Genomic DNA, 20443 nt, shown 5'->3' with positions numbered 1-20443 from the left:
CTCTTTTTACTCCTTTTACAGTGCCTTTACATCATCATCGTCCACATGGATCTTCTCCAGATGCCAGATGTCGCGCACATACTCCTCGATGGTACGGTCAGAGGAGAATTTACCAGCGCTTGCTGTGTTGAGCATGGCTGCTCTCGCCCACCAGTTCTCGTCACGGTAAGCTGCCTCGACGCGTCTCTGTGCTTCCGCATAGGAACGGAAATCTTTCAGGATGAAGTAGGTATCTGCCTTGGCACTGTTCTTTGTATTTAACAGAGAATTGTAAATATCGCGGAACAGCTCCGGATCCTGCGGTGAATAGTAGCCGTTGATGAGCTGCATCAGCACGCGGCGGATATCCTGGTCGGTGTTGAAGATCTCCTCCGGGTTGTAACCGCCGTTGTTCTCATAATTGATAACCTCGTCAGCGCTCAGACCGAAGATAAATGCGTTCTCCTTGCCTACCTCCTCGACGATCTCCACGTTCGCACCATCCATCGTGCCCAGCGTCAGCGCACCGTTCAGCATGAACTTCATGTTGCCGGTACCGGACGCCTCCTTGCTGGCGGTGGAAATCTGCTCGCTGACATCCGCTGCCGCAAAAATCAGTTCTGCGTTGGAAACGCGGTAATCTTCGATAAACACAACTTTCAGCTTACCATTGATGGATTTATCATTGTTGATAACATCTGCTACAGAGTTAATCAGTTTGATCGTCTTCTTGGCAATCTGGTAACCTGCCGCTGCTTTCGCACCAAAAATAAAGGTTCTCGGAACCATATCCATGTTTGGATTGTCTTTGAGCTGGTTATACAGGTACATTACATGAAGAATATTTAAAAGCTGTCTCTTGTACTCATGGAGACGTTTTACCTGTACATCGAAAATGGAACGCGGATCAATGTCGATGCCGTTGTGCTCCTTGATGTATTTTGCCAGGCGCAGTTTATTCTGATACTTGATGTTCATAAATTCCTGCTGGAATTTCGGATCATCGACGTATACTTTTAATTTTGCCAGGTGCGGAAGATCGGTAATCCACTCGTCGCCAATCTGCTCCGTGATCCAGTCTGCCAGAAGCGGGTTGCCATGCAGCAGGAAACGACGCTGGGTAATACCGTTTGTCTTATTGTTAAATTTCTCCGGCATCATCTCGTAGAAATCTTTCAGCTCCTGATTTTTCAGAATCTCGGTGTGAAGTTTTGCCACACCGTTGACGGAATATCCGGCTACGATCGCCAGATGCGCCATCTTGACCTGACCGTCAAAGATGATCGCCATCTTTTTAACTTTCTCGTAGTTATTCGGGTACTTATTCTGTACCTCGATCAGAAAACGGCGGTTGATCTCTTCCACAATCTGGTATACACGCGGAAGCAGGCGGGAGAACAGCTCGATCGGCCATTTTTCCAGCGCCTCTGCCATGATAGTGTGGTTGGTGTATGCACAACATTTTGTTGTGATACCCCACGCCTCATCCCAATTTAAGCCTTCCTGATCCAGGAGCAGGCGCATCAGCTCAGCAACTGCCACGGTCGGATGCGTATCGTTCATCTGGAATACGATCTTCTCCGGCAGTTTGTGAATATCATCGTTTGTCTCTTTGAATTTCTTCAGAGCAACCTGTAAGCTGGCAGAAATGAAGAAATACTGCTGTTTAAGACGCAGCTCTTTACCCGCATAGTGGTTGTCGTTCGGATAAAGGACCTCAACCAGGTTCTTCGCCAGATTCTCCTGCTCGACCGCCTTCTGGTAATCACCCTTGTCAAATGCAGAAAGGCTGAACGTGTCGATCGGCTGTGCATCCCAAATACGCAGGGTGTTGACTACGTTGTTGCCGTAGCCGACAATCGGCATATCATACGGAACTGCCAGAACAGACTGATAACCTTCCTGTACAAAATGGTTGCGCTCACCGTCCCACTCGGTCTTGACATAACCGCCAAATTTAACCTCGGTCGCATACTCCGGGCGGCGAAGCTCGAACGGATAACCGTTTTTCAGCCACTCATCCGGCACCTCCACCTGGTAGCCGTCTTTAATTTTCTGCTTGAACATACCGTAATGGTAACGGATGCCGCAGCCGTAAGCCGGATAACCAAGCGTTGCCAGGGAATCCAGAAAACATGCTGCCAGACGCCCCAGACCGCCGTTTCCAAGTGCGGATCCGGCTCCTGATCCTCAATCGCATTGAGTCAAAACCCAGCTCTTCCAGTGCTTCCTTCACTGCTTTTTTCGCACCCAGGTTGATGATATTGTTACCAAGCGCACGTCCCATCAGAAACTCCATAGAAAGGTAATATACCTTCTTTGCGCCTGTCTCGTCAAACTGCTTCTGGGTTGCAATCCAGTCGTCGATAATCACATCCTTGATCGCATAGGACACAGCCTGGAATATCTGCTGCGGTGTCGCCTCGTCGATCGTTCTGCGGTACTGGTTCTTTACATTTTCGATAATACTCTTTTTAAACTCTTCTTTGCTGATCTCGCGCATCCTGTCCTCCTAATATTCGTAGTATCACGGTTTCCCGCCAGGCACATCAGTCAGTCGTTTTCTCAACACCAAACATACCTTTTTCGCCATTGATATCCCACTCTTTTGTGTATCCGCTCATGGTGCCAATCAGGATATTATCAGCCAGAACCTCTTTCTTGATTTCCTCTGTATGCTTCTTTAAAATTTCTGCAAGTTTATCATTTCCGTCCTGGAAGACGTTGATATGGTTCATTACCTCAAAACCGGCTTCCTTACGCATCGTCTGAATCTTACTGATGATCTCGCGGACAAAGCCCTCTTCGATGAGTTCCGGTGTCAGATTAGTATCCAGAACAACGGTAACGAAATTGTCACCCTCAGATACAAAGCCCGGTACCTGTGCCATGTCAATCAGAAGATCTTCTTTTGCCAGCTCTACCTTTGTACCGTCCTGCGTCTCAAAGCTTAAAAGGTCGGTTTCATTTAAGGTATCCATCGCCTGATTTCCGTCCAGACCTGCAAGAATCTCTTTGATCTCGTTTACATACTTGCCATACTTGCGTCCAACGGTACGAAGCTGCGGCTTGAAGCTGTAGGAGGTAAATGCGCGGACATCATCCGTGAACTCTACCTTCTTCACATTCAGCTCATCCTGGATGATTTCCTGATAGAACTCCGGCAGAGCGGTCTCTGCCTTCACGAACATACGTCCGATCGGCTGACGGTTCTTGATGTTAGCAGTATTTCTTGCTGCACGGCCCAGAACGACAACCTTCAGGACTTCTTCCATTTTCGCTTCCAGATCCTTGTCGATGTGCGCCTCATTTGCAACCGGGAAGTCGCACAGATGGATGCTCTCCGGTGCCTCTTTATCCAGACTGCGAACCAGATTCTGGTAAATGTCTTCGGTCATGAACGGAATCATCGGAGCCGCTACCTTCGCTACAGTTACCAGTGCGGTGTAGAGTGTCATGTACGCATTGATCTTATCCTGCTCCATGCCCTTCGCCCAGAAACGCTCACGGCTTCTTCTGACATACCAGTTACTCATATCATCGACGAAATCCTGGAGCGCTCTTGCAGCCTCCGGAATGCGGTAGTTGCCCAGATCGTCGTCCACCTCTTTGATGAGGCTGTTTAACTTAGACAGCAGCCATTTGTCCATAACCGGAAGTTTATCGTATTCCAGTGTATATTTGGTTGCGTCAAAATTATCAATATTCGCATAGAGTACAAAGAATGCATAGGTATTCCAAAGAGTACCCATGAAACGTCTCTGTCCCTCGATAACGGCTTTTCCGTGGAAACGGTTCGGCAGCCACGGTGCACTGTTAATGTAGAAATACCAGCGGATCGCGTCAGCGCCGTAAGTCTGCAGTGCATCGAACGGGTCAACCGCGTTGCCCTTGGACTTACTCATCTTCTGTCCGTTCTCATCCTGGACATGCCCCAGAACGATAACATTCTTGTACGGCGCCTTGTTAAAGATCAGGGTCGAGATAGCTAACAGGGAGTAGAACCATCCACGCGTCTGATCAACCGCCTCGGAGATGAAATCTGCCGGGAACTGCTGCTCAAACAGTTCTTTATTTTCAAATGGATAATGATGCTGTGCAAATGGCATGGAACCGGAATCAAACCAGCAGTCGATAACCTCCGGTACACGGTGCATCTGTTTGCCGCACTTCGGCAGGTGATCGTCACATCATCGATGAATGGGCGGTGAAGCTCAACCTCTCCATTTGCCTCCTGATCCATCTCTTTTGCATATTTTTTCACAACGTCCGTGTAGTTCGGGCTCATAGATTTTAATTCTGCCTGGCTTCCGATCGCGTGCTGGCAGCCGCACTCGCACTCCCAGATATTTAATGGAGTACCCCAGTAACGGTTACGGCTCACGCCCCAGTCCTGGACATTCTCCAGCCAGTCGCCGAAACGCCCTTTACCGATGCTCTCCGGAATCCAGTTGATCGTGTTGTTGTTGCGGATCAGGTCATCCTTGACTGCGGTCATCTTGATGAACCAGGATTCACGTGCATAGTAGATAAGTGGTGTATCGCAGCGCCAGCAGTGCGGGTAGCTATGCTCAAATACCGGTGCAGAGAACAGAAGTCCGCTTTCTCTTAATGCTTTCAGAACCTCCGGATCGGCTTTCTTGCAGAACATACCAGCCCACGGAGTCTCCTTCGTCATCTCGCCCTTGCCGTCTACCAACTGTACGAACGGAAGGTCATATTTTCTGCCGACCTTGGAGTCATCCTCACCAAATGCCGGCGCGATGTGTACGACACCGGTACCATCGGTCAGTGTTACATAATTATCGCAGACAATGTAGAATGCTTTCTTATGCTGTTTTTCACAGGTTGCTACGGCATAGTCAAATAATGGCTCATACTCTTTATATTCCAGATCTTTTCCGACAAAGGTTTCCAGGACATCGTAAGTGCCCTCGCCCAGAACGGTATCACACAGCGCCTGCGCCATATAATAAACCGTGCCATCCTCTTTCATTTTTACCTTTACATATGTCTCGTCCGGATTTACACAGAGCGCCACGTTGGACGGAAGTGTCCACGGGGTGGTCGTCCATGCAAGAATGTATGCATCTTCGCCCTTTACCGGGAATTTAGCAATCGCAGAACGCTCTTTGACGTCCTTATATCCCTGTGCCACCTCATGGCTGGACAGCGGGGTGCCGCAGCGCGGGCAGTACGGTACGATCTTGAAGCCCTTATAAAGAAGTCCCTTGTTCCAGATTTCTTTTAATGCCCACCACTCAGACTCAATGAAGCTGTTGTGGTAGGTAACATACGGATGCTCCATGTCTGCCCAGAAACCAACGGTGTTGGAGAATTTTTCCCACATTCCTTTGTATTTCCAGACACTCTCTTTACAGTGCTCGATGAACGGCTCCAGACCATACTGCTCAATCTGCTCCTTGCCGTCCAGTCCCAGCATCTTCTCTACTTCCAGCTCAACCGGAAGACCGTGGGTATCCCATCCAGCCTTTCTCGGAACCATGTAGCCCTTCATCGCGCGGTATCTCGGAATCATATCCTTGATAACACGGGTCAGCACGTGTCCGATGTGCGGCTTGCCGTTTGCGGTAGGCGGTCCGTCATAGAATGTATAGGTCGGTCCCTGCTTACGGCTGTCGATACTCTTCTTAAAAATCTGCTCATCTTCCCAGAACTTCTCAATGTTCTTTTCACGTTCCACGAAATTCATGTTTGCCGGAACTTTGTTGTACATGATAAATTCCTCCTAAAAATATGAAATAAAGTTTTTATTTCATAGAATGTCTTTTTCTATGAAATAAAAATGGACCCATCCTGTAACAGGACAAGGGCCCACTTGCTTTTAACCACCTATTACTGCATACCTTTATATGCGCTCCCTATAACGGAGGAAACCGTCGGTACTTACTGAATTTTCCTTCCGGGCACTGTCAGAAACGGCGCTCAGACCTCCAAAAATGGTTCAGCCCGAAGCTCCGGAGTGATCTTCGCATCCGCTTTACTCACAGCAGGCTCTCACCGTCCCTGCCTCGCTCCCGCTTTCCGTGCGGCGCTACTGTCTCCATCATTGCTTTTCCTATCATAATTAGTAATCAAATCACTAACATGGACATTGTATCTTTTTTCCAGATGGTTGTCAAGGAATGTTTCGGATATGATTCACATGTTATAAAATTATCATTATTTTGCCATTCCCCTGATTTTATGGTATAGTATATAAAATATGTCTGTATTTACTTTAAAAAACAGACACAGACATTCATTGCAAATATAAACAATGAAGTATACTATATATATAAAGAAGGGCGTGCCCGCAGCCGTCTTTCGCAACAAAGGAGAATATTATGGAGCCAAGAAACCTTACCCTATTGACCGACCTGTATGAACTGACGATGATGCAGGGCTATTTCCGGGAGAAAGATGCCAACGAAACCGTCATTTTTGATGCGTTCTACCGCACAAACCCGGATGGAAATGCGTTTTCCATCTGCGCCGGCTTAGAGCAGGTCATTGACTATGTGAAAAATCTTCACTTCGATGATGCCGACATCGAATACTTACGCGGACTCGGCATTTTTGATGAAGATTTCCTCGAATATCTTCACAATTTCAAATTTTCGGGTGACATCTACGCAATCCCGGAAGGCACCGTTGTCTTCCCGCGTGAGCCTCTCGTCAAGGTCATCGCGCCAATCATGGAAGCACAGCTGGTTGAGACTGCATCTTAAATATCATCAACCACCAGAGCCTGATCGCGACCAAAACATCCCGTATCGTCTTCGCCGCACGCGGGGACGGAATCATGGAGTTTGGGCTTCGCCGCGCGCAGGGTGCTGACGCCGGTACCTATGGCGCCCGCGCTGCCATGATCGCCGGCTGTATCGGCACTTCCAATGTACTGGCCGGAAAACTATTTGACGTTCCGGTCAAGGGAACCCACGCACACAGCTGGATCATGAGTTTCCCGGATGAGCTGACTGCGTTCCGCGCTTATGCAAAGCTCTATCCGAGTGCCTGCATCCTGTTAGCCGATACCTATGATACCCTGGGTTCCGGTGTTCCGAACGCGATCCGCGTCTTTCAGGAGATGCGCGACGCCGGTATCCCGCTGACTTTCTACGGCATCCGCCTCGACAGCGGCGACCTTGCATATATTTCCAAGAAAGCCCGCAAGATGCTGGATGACGCCGGATTCCCGGATGCAGTCATCTCCGCCTCCAACGATCTGGATGAATACCTGATCGACAGCCTGAAGATTCAGGGCGCTGCCATCACGTCCTGGGGTGTCGGCACAAACCTCATCACCTCCAAGGACTGCCCTTCCTTCGGCGGCGTTTATAAGCTGGCTGCCATCAAGGACCGTTACACAGGCAAATTTATCCCGAAGATCAAGCTTTCGGAAAATACAGAAAAGGTTACCAATCCGGGCAACAAGACCATCCAGCGAATCTATGACAAGGAGACTGGCAAGATTATCGCAGATCTGATCTGTCTCGTGGATGAAGAGTTCGATGAGAAGAATTCCCTTCTGCTCTTCGATCCGATCGAGACATGGAAAAAGACACACCTCGCGCCGGGCACCTACACCATGCGCGAACTTCTCGTTCCAATCTTCAAAAACGGCGAATGCGTTTACGAGTCTCCAAAGGTTATGGACATCCGCGAATACTGCAAGAAAGAACAGGAGGCGCTGTGGGATGAGTCCCGCCGTCTGGTAAACCCGCATGAGATTCATGTGGATCTCTCCAACGAGCTGTGGCATATGAAGGCACAGCTGTTAGACAGCTATCATTATACAAGCAACTAGTAGATAAAATACGAGTAAATACCATGTTCAGGCAAGTTTATTGCTGCCGGACATGGTATTTTTTTCTTTAACGCTTCCATAAAATTTGCAAAATAAAAACGAATGTGTCTCCAAGGAAATTCCTATTACACAAAAACTGCCGCCAAATACATCCGGCTGCCAGCCCTCTTCTTTGAAAAGTCCAGCCCGCCATTGTATTTCAGCGACAGTTTTTATATGAATCGTATCTTTATTTTTTTAAATCTATATCAAATATGATATCAATTACTCATCCCAGTTATGGTAAGTAGCCTGTACGTCATCATCCTCATCCAGAAGATCCAGAATTCTCTGCATCTTTTTGATGGATTCCTCATCGGTAAGCTCTACCCAGTTCTGCGGAATCATGGTAACGTCTGCTTCCATCATCGGAACGCCAGCCTTCTCCAGCGCCTCGCGGACTGCAGAGAAATCTTCCGGTGCGGTGATCACTTCGTAGCTGTCCTCCTCCTCGGAGAAATCCTCAGCTCCTGCATCCAGTGCAAGCATCATCAGCTCATCCGGATCCATCTCGCACTCTTCTTTGTCGATGATGATCTGACCTTTTTTATCAAACATAAAGGACACGCTGCCCGGAGTACCTACGTTTCCGCCGCCCTTGGTAAATGCGCTGCGGACATTCGCTGCGGTACGGTTCTTGTTGTCGGTCAGGGTATCTACGATGATAGCGACGCCATTCGGACCATATCCCTCATATGTAAGATTCTCGTAATTGACAGAGTTTGCATCTCCGGCTGCTTTCTTGATACCACGATCGATGGTATCGTTCGGCATATTGTTCGCTTTTGCTTTTGCAATCACATCACGCAGACGGCTGTTGTTTGCCGGATCCGAACCACCTTCCTTAACAGCTACGGCAATCTCACGACCGATAACGGTAAAGATTTTTCCCTTTGCTGCGTCGTTTCTCTCTTTTTTGTGCTTAATATTGGCGAACTTTGAATGTCCTGACATAAAATAACACTCCTCTTTCTATCTTCTTTGTTGTATCTTTTCGCTCATCAGCTTTTATATCACGCCGATTTCGGCACTAAAAAGCTGCATCTTAACTATTTTAACACCATTCTGTATGCTTGACAAGGGGTTCGCGGCTGATTTTATGTATCCAGTTCCAGACTGACCTTCAGCGCACGGTCCACCTCCTGTAAAAGCGCCCCGTCGATATGACAGATTTTCTCTTTCAGCCGCTGCTTATCGATCGTGCGGAGTTGTTCCAGTAAAATGACCGAATCCCTCACCATCGCACAGCGGCGCGTGTTTAATTCCACATGCGTCGGCAGCTTGGCTTTGTTCATCTTTGATGTGATCGCCGCGCAGATCACGGTCGGGCTGTGCTTGTTGCCGATATCATTCTGGATGACCAGCACCGGGCGGACGCCGCCCTGCTCTGAGCCGATGACCGGTCTTAAATCTGCGTAATAAATATCTCCTCGTCTGATAACCACTCGATTCACACTCCGTCCAAACTATTTTAAGATATAAATAACTGCTTTGTACTTTCACAGCTCCACAGTCCGTTTATACCGTTAGTATGGACAGATTTACACCGCCTATACGCGGGTCGTCCCATAAATGCATCCGGCAGTCCAGGTTCCCGGCTTTGCCGAAGCTATCTACTTTATCTTATGAATCCTTTTTCTAAATGGTTCAAACGCCGGCTTTACTCCATAAAATCCTCATACCGATCATCATTATAATCCTTTTTCCCGACGATCTTTCCACCTCTCACGTACACGCGCGGCACACGTTTTCCAAGCACGCATGGGATCTCATAGTGGAAACCGCCACTCCATTCCGCCAGCTCTTCCATCGTGATCTCGTCGTCCCCGTCGCGTCCGACCAGCGTTACCCGCGTGTCCTCAGCAGCCTCCGGGATATCGGTCACATCGATCATGCACTGATCCATGCAGACGCGTCCCAGAATCGGTGCGCGGTGTCCATGAATCAGGACATAACCCTTTCCAGAGAGATTTCTCGGATAGCCATCGCCGTATCCGGCGCCAATCGTCGCGATCCGCGTCGGACGATCCGTCACAAAGGTTCCACCGTAGCTGATCGGCGTGCCCGGCTCCACTTCCTTAACATAGGTAATAAAGCTGCGGATCTCCATCGCCGGGTAAATCTTCATGTTCCGCTCTACCTCATCCGACGGATACAGACCGTATACCGTGATACCGGCTCTCGCCGCATCCAGTCCCATCCGCGGCAGTTCCATGATCGCCGCGCTGTTCGCACAGTGGCACATCGGAATATGAACGCCTGCAGCTTCCAGACCTTCATGGAATTTCTGGTACCGCTCATACTGTAAATGGGTAAATGCCTTATCCGCCTCGTCAGCACGCGCAAAATGTGTAAACATTCCCTCGATCTCAATGCCCGGAAGCTTTGCAATCCGCTCTATCTCTTTCAGGCTATTTTCATCCGGGTGAAATCCGATTCGTCCCATGCCGGTATCGAGCGCAATATGCATTTTCGCCGTCTTTCCCATCGAAACCGCAAGTTTTGAGAGCAGCTCTGCCTTATCTTCCTCAAAGATCGCTGGACGGATATCGTCCTCAATCAATTCCGCAAAATGGCGCGGGTGCGTGCTGCCAAGCACCAGAATCGGTTTGTCAATGCCGTGGCGGCGCAGGTTCTGTCCTTCCTCCAAAGTTGCCACCGCATAGCCCCAGACAAACGGCGCGATCGTCTTCGCCACCGGGACTGCCCCGTGACCGTAACCATCCGTCTTAACCACGCCGATCATCTTCGTTTTTGCTGGAAGATTTTCGCGCATCGCCTCCATATTTTTCACAATCGCATCCAGGTCAATCCGCGCATAAATCCGGGTATATGGTTCTTCTGCCATTGTATATGCTTTTTTCATCTTTTTGTCTTCCTTTTTATTTTCAATCTATCTTTTCAAGCAGACAGTCCGCGATATCTCTTGCCAGCACGGAATGCTCTCCCTTTTTACAGGCAGCTGCCGCCCCGGCTCTTCCGTGCAGGAACACGCCGAGCGCCGCCGCTTCATCCTCTGAAAATCCCAGCGCCAGAAGCCCGGCAATCACACCGGTCAGCACATCGCCGGAACCGCCCTTTGCCATCGCGGCGCAGCCGCTGTCGCCGATATACACATTGCCATCGCGCCCCGCCGTCACCGTCACGGCATCCTTGAGCACGCAGGTCACGCCTTTTTCTTCGCCATACCGCACCGCTGACTCGACCAGATCCCGTTTCAGATCCTCAATCGAGCGTCCCGTCAGACGCGCCATCTCTCCCAGATGCGGAGTAACGATCACATTTTCCGTAAAATACCCGGACAAATGCGGATGCTGTGCGACAGCATTTAATCCATCCGCATCCACAATGATCGGCACATAGGCGGAAAGCAGCACGTTCTGCACCAGACTTGCGACATGGGCTTCCTTTCCCAGTCCTGGTCCCAGCACGATCGCGCTCGCCCAGCCGCACTCCTGTTCCACCAGGCTCTTAAAACCTGCCGGATCCGTCTGTGCCTGTTCCGGATCATACGGCGTCAGGATCGCCTCCGGAAGGAGATTTTGCAGAATCGGCACATTTGCCCGGACGGTCAGGATCTTCACAAGTCCTGCGCCCATCCGGTACGCAGCCAGGGCGCTCAAATACGCTGCGCCGCACATTCCCTCCGAACCGGCTGCGATCAGGATTTTTCCATACGTTCCCTTGTTGGCGTCTGCCCGCCGTTTCGGGATCTGGCTCCGATCCTCCGGATCATAGGCAAAATAGGTATGCCCTTCATATTTTGTATACGCCGGAAACCCGATGTCGGCAATCACAATCTCGCCGCACAGCTTCCGTCCCGGATAGAACACCATTCCCAGCTTCTCATAGCCGAAAGTAACGGTCAGATCCGCCTCAGCTGCCTCGCCAAGCGCCGCCCCTGTCTCTGAGCTGACGCCGGACGGAATATCAACCGCAACTACCGCCTTTGGCTCCTGCTCCCGCATAAAACGGATCGCCTCGGCAAATTCACCGCCGACTTCTCTGGAAAGACCCACGCCAAAGATCGCATCCACCATGATCTCCACATGCCCCGGCACATAATTTTCAAACGCCTCCACCGGGATCCCCAGATTCCGGTCAATCGCCACCTGGCAGGTCATCTCTCCCGTCCAGTGCGCCTTGTCACCGACCGTGAGCACCGTCGGAAGCGCGCCGCGCAGAAAGAGAATCCTAGCCAGCGCCGCGCCGTCCGCACCGTTATTGCCCGTTCCGCAAAATACCAGAAGCCTCTGCCCTGAAAGCTTTCCATACCGTTTTTCCATCTCGTCTGCAACCGCCAGCGCCGCTCGCTCCATCAGTACCAGAGAGGGTATCCCCACTTTCCGGATTGCATATCCATCTATCTCTTTCATCTGTTTTCCTGTCACCAGACGTCTCATTTCCATTCCCCCTCTCCGACTGCGTAAGCGGATGCAAGACTGCCTGTATTCGTGATCGACACGTGAATCCGGGTGATTTTTAGGCTGTCCGCAAGTTTCTTCGCTCCCCCGTGAAGCCGCACCCACGGTTTTCCAAGCTCGTCCCGGAGCACTTCTATATCCAGCAGTCCAAAGCCCCGAAAGCCTGTTCCAAACACCTTCGAGACTGCCTCTTTTACCGCAAAATCGCCGGCGAGCCGGGACACCTTCCCCCCAGCCTGCCGACGCTCTTCTTCTGTATATACACGCACCAAAAAAGCCTCTTTTTCACAGGCTTTTTTGATTCGCTCTATCTCTATCAGATCCGTACCAATTCCGACGATCATTTTGTTTCTCCGGCATCAGCTGCCTCTTCCTGCTTTCTCTGCGCTTCTTCTCTCGCTTTCTGATCCTGCATGCTGCATACGCGGTAAGAAAGGCGCATCAGGCTCTCCGACAGATGGACATTTTCCACCACAACGTCATCTGGAACCTGTAAATCTGTATGGGCAAAATTCCAGATCGCCTTGATTCCGGCTTTGACAAGCCGATCCGCAATCTCCGGCGCTTTCGACTTCGGAATCGTCAGCGCTGCGATCTGCACTTCATTGTCCTTGATAAACTGCTCCAAATCTTCAATACCGCGGATCTCCACTCCACGGACTACCAGACCGACCAGACGCGGATTCACATCAAACATACCTTTGATTAAAAAACCACGCCGCTCAAAATTCGTATAATTCGCGATCGCCTGACCCAGATTTCCCGCACCGATAATAATTAGGTTATGCTGACGGTCAATTCCCAGAATCCGGGCAATCTCCGAATATAAATACTTTACATTATAACCATATCCCTGCTGACCAAATCCGCCGAAATTATTCAGATCCTGACGAATCTGGGACGCTGTCACCTTCATGCGGATACTCAAATCATTCGATGAGATTCTCTCTACTCCCTCCTCGAGCAATTCGCCCAAGTAACGATAGTATCTGGGTAGCCTAGAAATGACCGCTTTAGATATCTCTTTCTGTTCCACGGCTTTCTTCCACCTTTCTTTCCTCTAACGTTGTCCATATGGTTTACGCAAACCTCGGACAATCTGATAAATTTATTATAGTCATATGATAAATAATTGTCAATTTTTTTATTTCATATGAGGGATTTTACATTGTATTTCGCAAAATTTTCTGACCAGAAACAGCCATTAACCGTTCTCATTCTTGCATTGCTTCTTTATTTATATTATAATTTGAGATTGACGGTATATTTTTAACCGAAATACATGGATACAACCACAGGAGGAATCTATGATTTTATCTTGCAGCAATATTTCAAAAGCATTCGGTACAGAGGAAATCCTCAAACACGTATCGTTTCATGTAGAAGATCACGAAAAAGCCGCCATCGTCGGCATCAACGGAGCCGGTAAATCGACTCTTTTAAAAATAATTGTCGGAGAACTCGCAGCAGACGAGGGCTCCGTGACCATCGCCAAGGGCAAAACCCTCGGTTACCTGGCACAGCACCAGGATCTGCACAGCCAGACCACCATTTATGACTCTCTTCTGGAGGTCAAACGTCCGATTCTGGAAATGGAACAGCAGATCCGCACGCTGGAACTCCAGATGAAGCACGCCGAGGGCGAAAAGCTCGAAACGATGCTCAACACTTACAGCCGCTTAAACCATGAATTTGAACTTTTAAACGGCTACGCATGGCAGAGTGAAATCACCGGTGTCTTAAAGGGACTCGGCTTTGTCGAGGAAGAATTTTCCAAACCGGTTTCCGAACTTTCAGGCGGTCAGAAAACGCGCGTCTCCCTCGGTAAGCTCCTGCTCTCCAAACCGGACATCATCCTTTTGGACGAGCCGACCAACCACCTCGACATGGAATCCATCGCGTGGCTGGAAACCTATCTGATGAACTACGCCGGGACGGTCATCATCGTCGCCCACGACCGCTATTTTCTGGACCGCGTCGTGACCAAGATCGTCGAGCTGGACGGCGGCATCGCCACCTCTTTCCAGGGCAATTACACCGCCTACAGCGAGAAAAAAGCGATCATCCGCGCCGGTGTGCTCAAGGCTTACTTAAACCAGCAGCAGGAGATCCGCCATCAGGAGGAGGTTATCACCAAACTCAAATCCTTTAACCGTGAGAAATCCATCAAGCGCGCCGAGAGCCGTGAAAAAATGCTTTCCAAGATGGATCTTCTGGAAAAACCAACCGAAATCAACGACGCGATGCACATTACGCTGGAACCGTGCGTCACCAGCGGAAATGACGTTCTCTCCGTCCGTGAGCTTGCCAAGAGTTTCGACGGCATGACACTCTTCACGGATCTGAACTTTGAGATAAAACGCGGCGAGCGCATCGCCATCATCGGCAACAACGGAACCGGCAAGACCACAATTCTCAAGATGATCAACGGTCTTCTGACCCCGGACAACGGCGAGATCCGGTTAGGTTCCAAGGTGCATATCGGTTACTACGATCAGGAACACCAGGTTCTGCACATGGACAAGACGCTCTTTGACGAGCTGCAGGACACCTACCCGGATATGAACAACACGCAGATCCGAAATGTGCTGGCGGCATTTCTCTTCACCGGCGACGATGTCTTTAAGCGCATCCGCGATCTGAGCGGCGGCGAACGCGGACGTGTTTCCCTGGCGAAGCTGATGCTCTCGGAGGCGAACTTCCTGATCCTCGATGAGCCGACCAACCATCTGGATATCGCCTCGAAGGAGATTCTGGAAAACGCGCTGGTTCATTACACCGGAACCGTTCTCTACGTCTCCCATGACCGATATTTCATCAACAAAACTGCGACCCGGATTCTTGATCTGACGATGGGAACACTGATTAATTATATTGGAAACTACGATTATTATCTGGAAAAGAAGGAGACGCAGGAGAAAGCCTATCTGGCTTCCGCCGCACAGGCAGCCAACCGCTCTGCAAAATCTCCCGGAGCCGGAAACGCAGGGACTTCCAGCCATCTGACCGCTGCGGCAGGCGCAAATCCGACTGCTCTTTCTGGAAATGGCACTGGTACCTCTGCTGCTTCGTCCGCTTCTGCCGTGACCGCTGCAGTTCAGGCGGCAGCCAGCGCTTCCTCCGGCAAATTGGACTGGAAACAGCAGAAGGAAGAACAGACGCGGCTTCGTAAGAAACAGAATGAATTGAAACGCGTCGAGGAAGAAATCCACACCCTTGAAACCCGCGATCAGGAGATCGATGCGCTTCTCTGCGATGAGACTGTCTTTTCCGATGTTCCGCGTTTGATGGAACTGAATAAAGAGAAGGAAGAACTGAATGCAAAGTTAGAGGGATTGTATGAGAAGTGGGAGGAATTGGCAGAGTAGTGGTTACTGTTCACGCATACGTGCCCAGTAACGGAATTTGCCGCGGCTTTGCATTTACATACGGCAAATTCCTGCTGCCACCACGTTTTCTTACGGCACTTCCGATGCCGGACCACTCTTAGCCTTTAAAGATTCATCCCCAGCCGGTCCGGCTCCATTTCCGGCAAATTCCGGATCAGAGTTCATCTCGACCCCTTCGGCTTCGTCTGGTTTTTGTCCTTCCTGCCAGAATCCTAGCTTTACGACATATTTGTATAATTCCGGACTGTTTTTTCGGATGTCAGCTTGGACATCTTCGTCACAGCAGGCGGCGAAAAAGCTGCCGAACTGCATCTCCGGCTTATCGTCAAAGTAGGATGGAAGCGGCTGCACCAGTCCACCGCCAGCCAGATATCGCTCGAAATCCGTCAAGGCACGTGAGGTTTCTTCGTCGCTTAGTTCCGACGCAGCGAACTCGCCGAATGCCATCGCAAGTCCCTGCGGTTTAGAAAATTTGATTTTCTTGTAATGCACATCTGTATCATAATTGACAAAATAGATACCCTGCTCTGTTTTCGGCGCTGAGAAGTATGCCTTATCTGTGTAGTACATCAGCTCCCAGCCTGATTCTGCAAATCGTTTCATCCACTCTCTTGGCACGCCTGCCAGTTCTTTCGTAATCTGTTCTTTTTCACTGTCCGACGGACGCCGTTTTCCCATCAAACGCACATCATGCGTCCGGTCGCGCAGTCCATTTGCATCGTAGTAGTTGAGTTCCACGTACTGATCCGCCGCCATCTGACCATTGTCAAAGAAATAATATTTATGCCCGTTTACCATCCGGTTTCCGCCGCTGAACATAACACATTTGGAATCAAACCAATACCAGGCATTTCCTGCCTGATACCAGCCGGTCGTCAGTGCCCCATCCTCGTTTGCATGATACCACTGATCCGTCTCTTCCTCATAAATCCAGCCAGTCATCATCGCGCCGCTCTCGGCGAAATAATAACGGTTTGTGCCGATTTTCCGGAGTCCCCGCTGCATATAGCTGCTTTTTCCCAGATAATACCAGTGACCATTCGATTTCAGCCAGGACGCTTTCAAAAAGCTGCCATCCGTCAGGCGGTACTGCCAGTCCTCGCCGTCTCCGACCCACTCGCCCTCATACAGATACATTTCTTTATTTTCCAAACCAGCCGCGCCACTTTCTGCCGCCGATGCCTCTGTCTCCGTTATATCATTGGCATTATTTTCGGTACCGAACCTGTAAACCTGATTTTCTTCCTTGCCCTGCGCCGGGGTGTCCGCAGACGCATCGTTACCTGCCGCCAGCGCTGTCCCACAAACAAACAGGGATACTAAAAAGGATGCTGCCCACATAAATTTTTTCTTCCAATTCATCGTGTGCCTCCCCTTTCTTGTTCATAATTAAGCAAAAAACTGTAAACAGTTGCCACATCTCTTCTTATTTTACCGCACCGCAAATGAAAAGTATAGAAAAAAATTCTTACATCCTTTATAATAATAAAATAAAAGACAGTTCATCAAAGACAGCAATATCCAATCTGCCTTTGAAACAATATAAAAATGATTACAAATTCCAATCACTCTTTTTTATAGAGTTATAAAATTAGAAAGGATACCATATATGAAATCAAAACGCATTTTGGCGCTGACGGGTGCTGTTATCCTAATCGCCCTCTACGTCTCTTCCATCATCTTCGCCCTGATGGACAGTCCACTGGCAGAAAATCTGCTGCTGGCATCGCTGTTCTGCACGATCGTTATACCGGCGGTGCTCTATGGGTATGCGGTGGCACTGCGATATTTTAAAAAGAAAAAATAACGTTCAAAAAGCAAACGACTGTCTATTTCTAACACAATACGCAGTCGTTCGCTTCTTTCATTCTTCTATACTGACTGCCTCCGCAGTCTCCTGTCATTTTTTCATCATCCCGCCACTGTAACCGCATTCTCCCGGACATCATTAATCGCTTTCATAAGCGCTGTTCTCGTTCTCACATCAAACAGCTTTAAAAAACTAATTGGCTTATCAAACGGAGGCTTCTGCAAAACAGCCACATTCTCCATATACCCATTCTGCTCCATATGATTAATAATCTTATGAACAAAATTGATCTGCCGTTGGTTCAATGACTGATCGTTAATAAACTCTGAAAATGCCACTGACCGGACGCTGTGGAGAAGTCTTGTCATCCCAGAAATACGTTTCAAATCCATTCGTCGTAAACATCATCGGTCTGCGGCCAAACTTCCGCTCTAAACAGTCCGCATACAGCATAACCTGTTTCCGACCAACATTCGGATCCTTGCTGGTGCGCTTCGCTTCCACCACCGCTGGCGCAAATAATGCATATTCTTTTGTATTCTTTAAAAATTCAAAGTTTGACATAAGATCCCCCCTATTTGGAAGTATTCTTCTTTTTCTTTGGCGCTGTCAGCTCATAGCTTAACGCAAGTAAATTTTTAATCGGCTCATCCAGCCCCGCATCCCCCAGCAAAACACTGATCCACTTCTCCTTGTTCATATGGTATGCCGGAAAATATCCTTTCTGCCCCCGCAAAGAACCTATCAGCATCGGATCACTCTTTAGATTTATAACATCTATGATATTATCATCCTCCAACTCCAGCTTACTCCCTGCAACACTCAAAATCACGCCATACCATTTATCATTATCCGCCCGACGCAGCACTGCGTTCGAATCCTTCCACGGATATTCCGCTTCCGTGCCATATTCTTGTTTTACCCATTGAAATAATTCTTCTCTTGTCATTTTGGTGAAACGCCTCGCTTTCGGTTTCAAGGTAGAATATATTTGTTATTTGCAATGTTTGTGTTTGTGTAAATATGCTTTTATAGTGTAGTGTGATATTCTGTTTCAGCGACAATTTATCCTTTTACAAAAGCCACCCCAAAAGCTCTCTCTCGAACACCGCCAACGCCCGCTTCACATACTCCCTCCGCGCCGTTTCATCCACAAGTGAAACCGCACACGGATTCATCTGCTTAAAATCCGGCACTTCTGTCTCTTCGCAGTGGCGTTTTCCGTTCGGATAACACCAGCCAAACCACCAGTCCTCCGGCAGAATTATTTCCTTTTTGAGATATCTGGATGCCTCCTGCTTAAGCTCGTCGGTTATATCATCTACCTGATAGCCTTTCGAAAAGCCATCCTTGGATCTGGCTTCTTTATCAAACAGGCAGAATCCCGCAAACAAATTGTGCTCTACTTCAATTCGAAACCAGAGTTCCAGACCCGCTTTTTGAAATTTTGCCTTTTTTACCACATAATTCAATCCAGGATAGGTGCTGTAACAATCATAAAATTTATCATGCTGTGAATCCTGATAGGAATAATATCCACTATCCTTTTCTAATTCCAAACCATATTTTTCTAAAATCGGCTGCATCTGCTGCTGAAATTCTTCAAACACCTGGCGAATCAGCTGCACCTTTGCCTTTTTCATCGATTTTTCAATCTCGATTCCGGCAAGAAATTTTTCCGGCGATTCGTACAATGCCTCAATCACTTTATCTGCCACTTTCTTCTCTCTTTCATCCGCTATGCTATGTACCGCATCCAAATATTGCTCCATGACTGCCCGAAATGGCTCTTTTAAATTTTGCAATTCACCTTCCAGCCACCGATAGATATCTTCTGCCCATGAAATACACTGGATTTGCCCTAATAGTAATAAATTTCCTCCGCCTTTCTCCTTCCGGCTGTACTCAGATGGCGGAGTTCCAAAACGGGTTAGATATATCAATCGGGAATTTTGTGCCATCTCAAAGTAATCCGAACACTGTCCTTCCTGTTCCCCCGCATAGATTTTTACCTCGATTGGAATCTGATACTCCGCATTCCGTATGAAAATATCAATTCTTCTCTCTTTATCGATCGGGTACTCTTTGACTACCTCCGTATGCAATAGCAATGTATCGCTTACCGGATCCATTTTCAACACATCTCGGATAAACGATTTCAGAAACCGGATTCCGCAGCCATGCATTCCCTCTGGATTCAGCAGATCGGTCAAAAAACGGCACATGATCACTTCACGGCTCTGTATCTCTAATACATCAAAAATGTTGTAGGCTGATAATTTCTTATGAAATGGTATGTTTTTACAGTTTGTATGAATTTGCGATAGTAAATCTCTATATGTTTCCATTTTTCATTCTCTGGCGATTCCCGTTTGTCTCATTTTTCATTTATAAAACGATTTCTTTTTATCTATCATACCATAAAAAAAACGGTTCTCACAGACTCTATCCAAGGCATCCCTCCAATTTTCTTCACACCAAATCATACCTTATCCTGAATTATTCCCTCTTCAAAAAATCAATGACAATTACGAAAAAATCGTCCTTTCCCTGAATCCCGGAATGGACTCTTCCTATGATGGCATAAAATGTGAACTACTCGGCAACTAAGTTACCAGAGCATCTGAAATCTGGCGGGATACCGCCTTTTTTCAGGGTGCGTCCATGACACCACTACTGCTTGCCTTGCGGCTATACAGCTACTTTTATTATTTCTGGATTCTTTAGTCCGGTTACGGACAGTTCTTTCTGTTTTCCGGATACGGAAAGATGTTTACGCAGGATATTAAATGCTCCTACTGCATCCGCATTATATTTTACTCCATCCGTTATATACATGCCCCGCTCTTTTCTGTTTGATGCTTCTGCATATCTTTTTGATATTTCTGGTGAAAACGGGCTGCACTGGCTGGTATAGCTTTCTTCCTGTTTTGTCAGTGATATTCCATACAGTTTTAGTTTATATTCCAACATGATATAAAGTTTATTATAC

General features: G+C 48.4%; 14 protein-coding genes and 3 pseudogenes. 3 read left to right on the top strand and 14 right to left on the bottom strand.

Going from position 1 to position 20443, the window contains the following annotated elements; all coding sequences use genetic code 11:
• Positions 1-15: 15 nt before the first annotated feature.
• Positions 16-2482, bottom strand: a pseudogene (locus DWZ16_RS14390) (glycogen/starch/alpha-glucan phosphorylase).
• Positions 2483-2528: 46 nt separating this feature from the next.
• Positions 2529-5716: pseudogene (ileS, locus tag DWZ16_RS14385) on the bottom strand (isoleucine--tRNA ligase).
• A 610-nt stretch (positions 5717-6326) separates the two neighbouring features.
• Here ileS and DWZ16_RS14380 point away from each other — a divergent pair.
• A pseudogene (locus DWZ16_RS14380) lies at positions 6327-7789 on the top strand (nicotinate phosphoribosyltransferase).
• Positions 7790-8053: 264 nt separating this feature from the next.
• Here DWZ16_RS14380 and DWZ16_RS14375 read toward each other — a convergent pair.
• The 6 genes from DWZ16_RS14375 to DWZ16_RS14350 form a co-directional block, all read right to left on the bottom strand.
• Positions 8054-8782, bottom strand: coding sequence for a YebC/PmpR family DNA-binding transcriptional regulator (locus DWZ16_RS14375; protein ID WP_022360132.1), 729 nt, complete (start codon positions 8780-8782; stop codon positions 8054-8056).
• A gap of 143 nt (positions 8783-8925) precedes the next feature.
• On the bottom strand, positions 8926-9273 hold the full coding sequence (locus DWZ16_RS14370; protein WP_022360133.1) for a type II toxin-antitoxin system PemK/MazF family toxin: 348 nt from the start codon (positions 9271-9273) through the stop codon (positions 8926-8928).
• A 215-nt stretch (positions 9274-9488) separates the two neighbouring features.
• Entirely contained in the window at positions 9489-10694 is a 1206-nt protein-coding gene (alr, locus tag DWZ16_RS14365; RefSeq protein WP_243022047.1) for an alanine racemase, read from the bottom strand.
• 22 nt (positions 10695-10716) lie between these two features.
• Entirely contained in the window at positions 10717-12231 is a 1515-nt protein-coding gene (locus tag DWZ16_RS14360; protein ID WP_118472918.1) for an NAD(P)H-hydrate dehydratase, read from the bottom strand.
• On the bottom strand, positions 12228-12596 hold the full coding sequence (gene acpS, locus DWZ16_RS14355) for a holo-ACP synthase (RefSeq protein ID WP_117795193.1): 369 nt from the start codon (positions 12594-12596) through the stop codon (positions 12228-12230). Before acpS ends, DWZ16_RS14360 begins: the two co-directional genes overlap by 4 nt.
• Positions 12593-13288, bottom strand: a complete 696-nt coding sequence (locus DWZ16_RS14350; protein WP_118523102.1) for a redox-sensing transcriptional repressor Rex — start codon at positions 13286-13288, stop codon at positions 12593-12595. Before DWZ16_RS14350 ends, acpS begins: the two co-directional genes overlap by 4 nt.
• Before the next feature lie 271 nt (positions 13289-13559).
• Between DWZ16_RS14350 and abc-f the strand changes: the two genes are divergently transcribed.
• Positions 13560-15620, top strand: a complete 2061-nt coding sequence (abc-f, locus tag DWZ16_RS14345) for a ribosomal protection-like ABC-F family protein (protein ID WP_118523101.1) — start codon at positions 13560-13562, stop codon at positions 15618-15620.
• A gap of 90 nt (positions 15621-15710) precedes the next feature.
• Here abc-f and DWZ16_RS14340 read toward each other — a convergent pair whose 3' ends face one another.
• Entirely contained in the window at positions 15711-17003 is a 1293-nt protein-coding gene (locus DWZ16_RS14340) for an N-acetylmuramoyl-L-alanine amidase family protein (RefSeq protein ID WP_118523100.1), read from the bottom strand.
• Positions 17004-17250: 247 nt separating this feature from the next.
• On the opposite strand from DWZ16_RS14340, the gene DWZ16_RS14335 reads away from it, so the two are divergent.
• Positions 17251-17448 (top strand): hypothetical protein, encoded by a 198-nt coding sequence (locus DWZ16_RS14335; RefSeq protein WP_022359311.1) that lies wholly within the window; start codon positions 17251-17253, stop codon positions 17446-17448.
• A gap of 104 nt (positions 17449-17552) precedes the next feature.
• Here the strand turns inward: DWZ16_RS14335 and DWZ16_RS14330 are convergent, their stop codons facing one another.
• The 5 genes from DWZ16_RS14330 to DWZ16_RS14310 form a co-directional block, all read right to left on the bottom strand.
• Positions 17553-17819: a type I restriction-modification enzyme R subunit C-terminal domain-containing protein gene (locus DWZ16_RS14330; protein WP_022359312.1), complete on the bottom strand. Its 267-nt coding sequence runs from the start codon at positions 17817-17819 to the stop codon at positions 17553-17555.
• Positions 17767-18015, bottom strand: a complete 249-nt coding sequence (locus tag DWZ16_RS14325; RefSeq protein ID WP_182426618.1) for a hypothetical protein — start codon at positions 18013-18015, stop codon at positions 17767-17769. Before DWZ16_RS14325 ends, DWZ16_RS14330 begins: the two co-directional genes overlap by 53 nt.
• Positions 18016-18025: 10 nt before the next feature.
• A complete protein-coding gene (locus tag DWZ16_RS14320; protein ID WP_118523098.1) occupies positions 18026-18400 on the bottom strand; it encodes an MmcQ/YjbR family DNA-binding protein in 375 nt (124 codons plus the stop codon).
• Between the two features lie 124 nt (positions 18401-18524).
• Positions 18525-19799 (bottom strand): PD-(D/E)XK nuclease family protein, encoded by a 1275-nt coding sequence (locus DWZ16_RS14315; protein WP_118523097.1) that lies wholly within the window; start codon positions 19797-19799, stop codon positions 18525-18527.
• A gap of 343 nt (positions 19800-20142) precedes the next feature.
• Positions 20143-20443 (bottom strand): zinc ribbon domain-containing protein (locus DWZ16_RS14310; RefSeq protein ID WP_147353430.1); only part of this gene is annotated, 301 nt, incomplete at its 5' end.

Origin of the sequence: Clostridium sp. AF29-8BH, assembly GCF_003478145.1 — a bacterium.
Lineage (GTDB): Bacteria > Bacillota > Clostridia > Lachnospirales > Lachnospiraceae > Otoolea > Otoolea fessa.
This window is presented reverse-complemented; position numbering and strand designations above follow the sequence as displayed.

What these genes read in the sequence shown, in the direction of transcription:
- DWZ16_RS14375 (WP_022360132.1), bottom strand. Translation starts at nt 8,782, where the DNA reads ATGTCAGGACATTCAAAGTTCGCCAATATTAAGCACAAAAAAGAGAGA.
- alr (WP_243022047.1), bottom strand. Translation starts at nt 10,694, where the DNA reads ATGAAAAAAGCATATACAATGGCAGAAGAACCATATACCCGGATTTAT.
- DWZ16_RS14360 (WP_118472918.1), bottom strand. Translation starts at nt 12,231, where the DNA reads ATGAGACGTCTGGTGACAGGAAAACAGATGAAAGAGATAGATGGATAT.
- acpS (WP_117795193.1), bottom strand. Translation starts at nt 12,596, where the DNA reads ATGATCGTCGGAATTGGTACGGATCTGATAGAGATAGAGCGAATCAAA.
- abc-f (WP_118523101.1), top strand. Translation starts at nt 13,560, where the DNA reads ATGATTTTATCTTGCAGCAATATTTCAAAAGCATTCGGTACAGAGGAA.
- DWZ16_RS14340 (WP_118523100.1), bottom strand. Translation starts at nt 17,003, where the DNA reads ATGAATTGGAAGAAAAAATTTATGTGGGCAGCATCCTTTTTAGTATCC.
- DWZ16_RS14335 (WP_022359311.1), top strand. Translation starts at nt 17,251, where the DNA reads ATGAAATCAAAACGCATTTTGGCGCTGACGGGTGCTGTTATCCTAATC.
- DWZ16_RS14330 (WP_022359312.1), bottom strand. Translation starts at nt 17,819, where the DNA reads ATGACAAGACTTCTCCACAGCGTCCGGTCAGTGGCATTTTCAGAGTTT.
- DWZ16_RS14325 (WP_182426618.1), bottom strand. Translation starts at nt 18,015, where the DNA reads ATGTCAAACTTTGAATTTTTAAAGAATACAAAAGAATATGCATTATTT.
- DWZ16_RS14320 (WP_118523098.1), bottom strand. Translation starts at nt 18,400, where the DNA reads ATGACAAGAGAAGAATTATTTCAATGGGTAAAACAAGAATATGGCACG.
- DWZ16_RS14315 (WP_118523097.1), bottom strand. Translation starts at nt 19,799, where the DNA reads ATGGAAACATATAGAGATTTACTATCGCAAATTCATACAAACTGTAAA.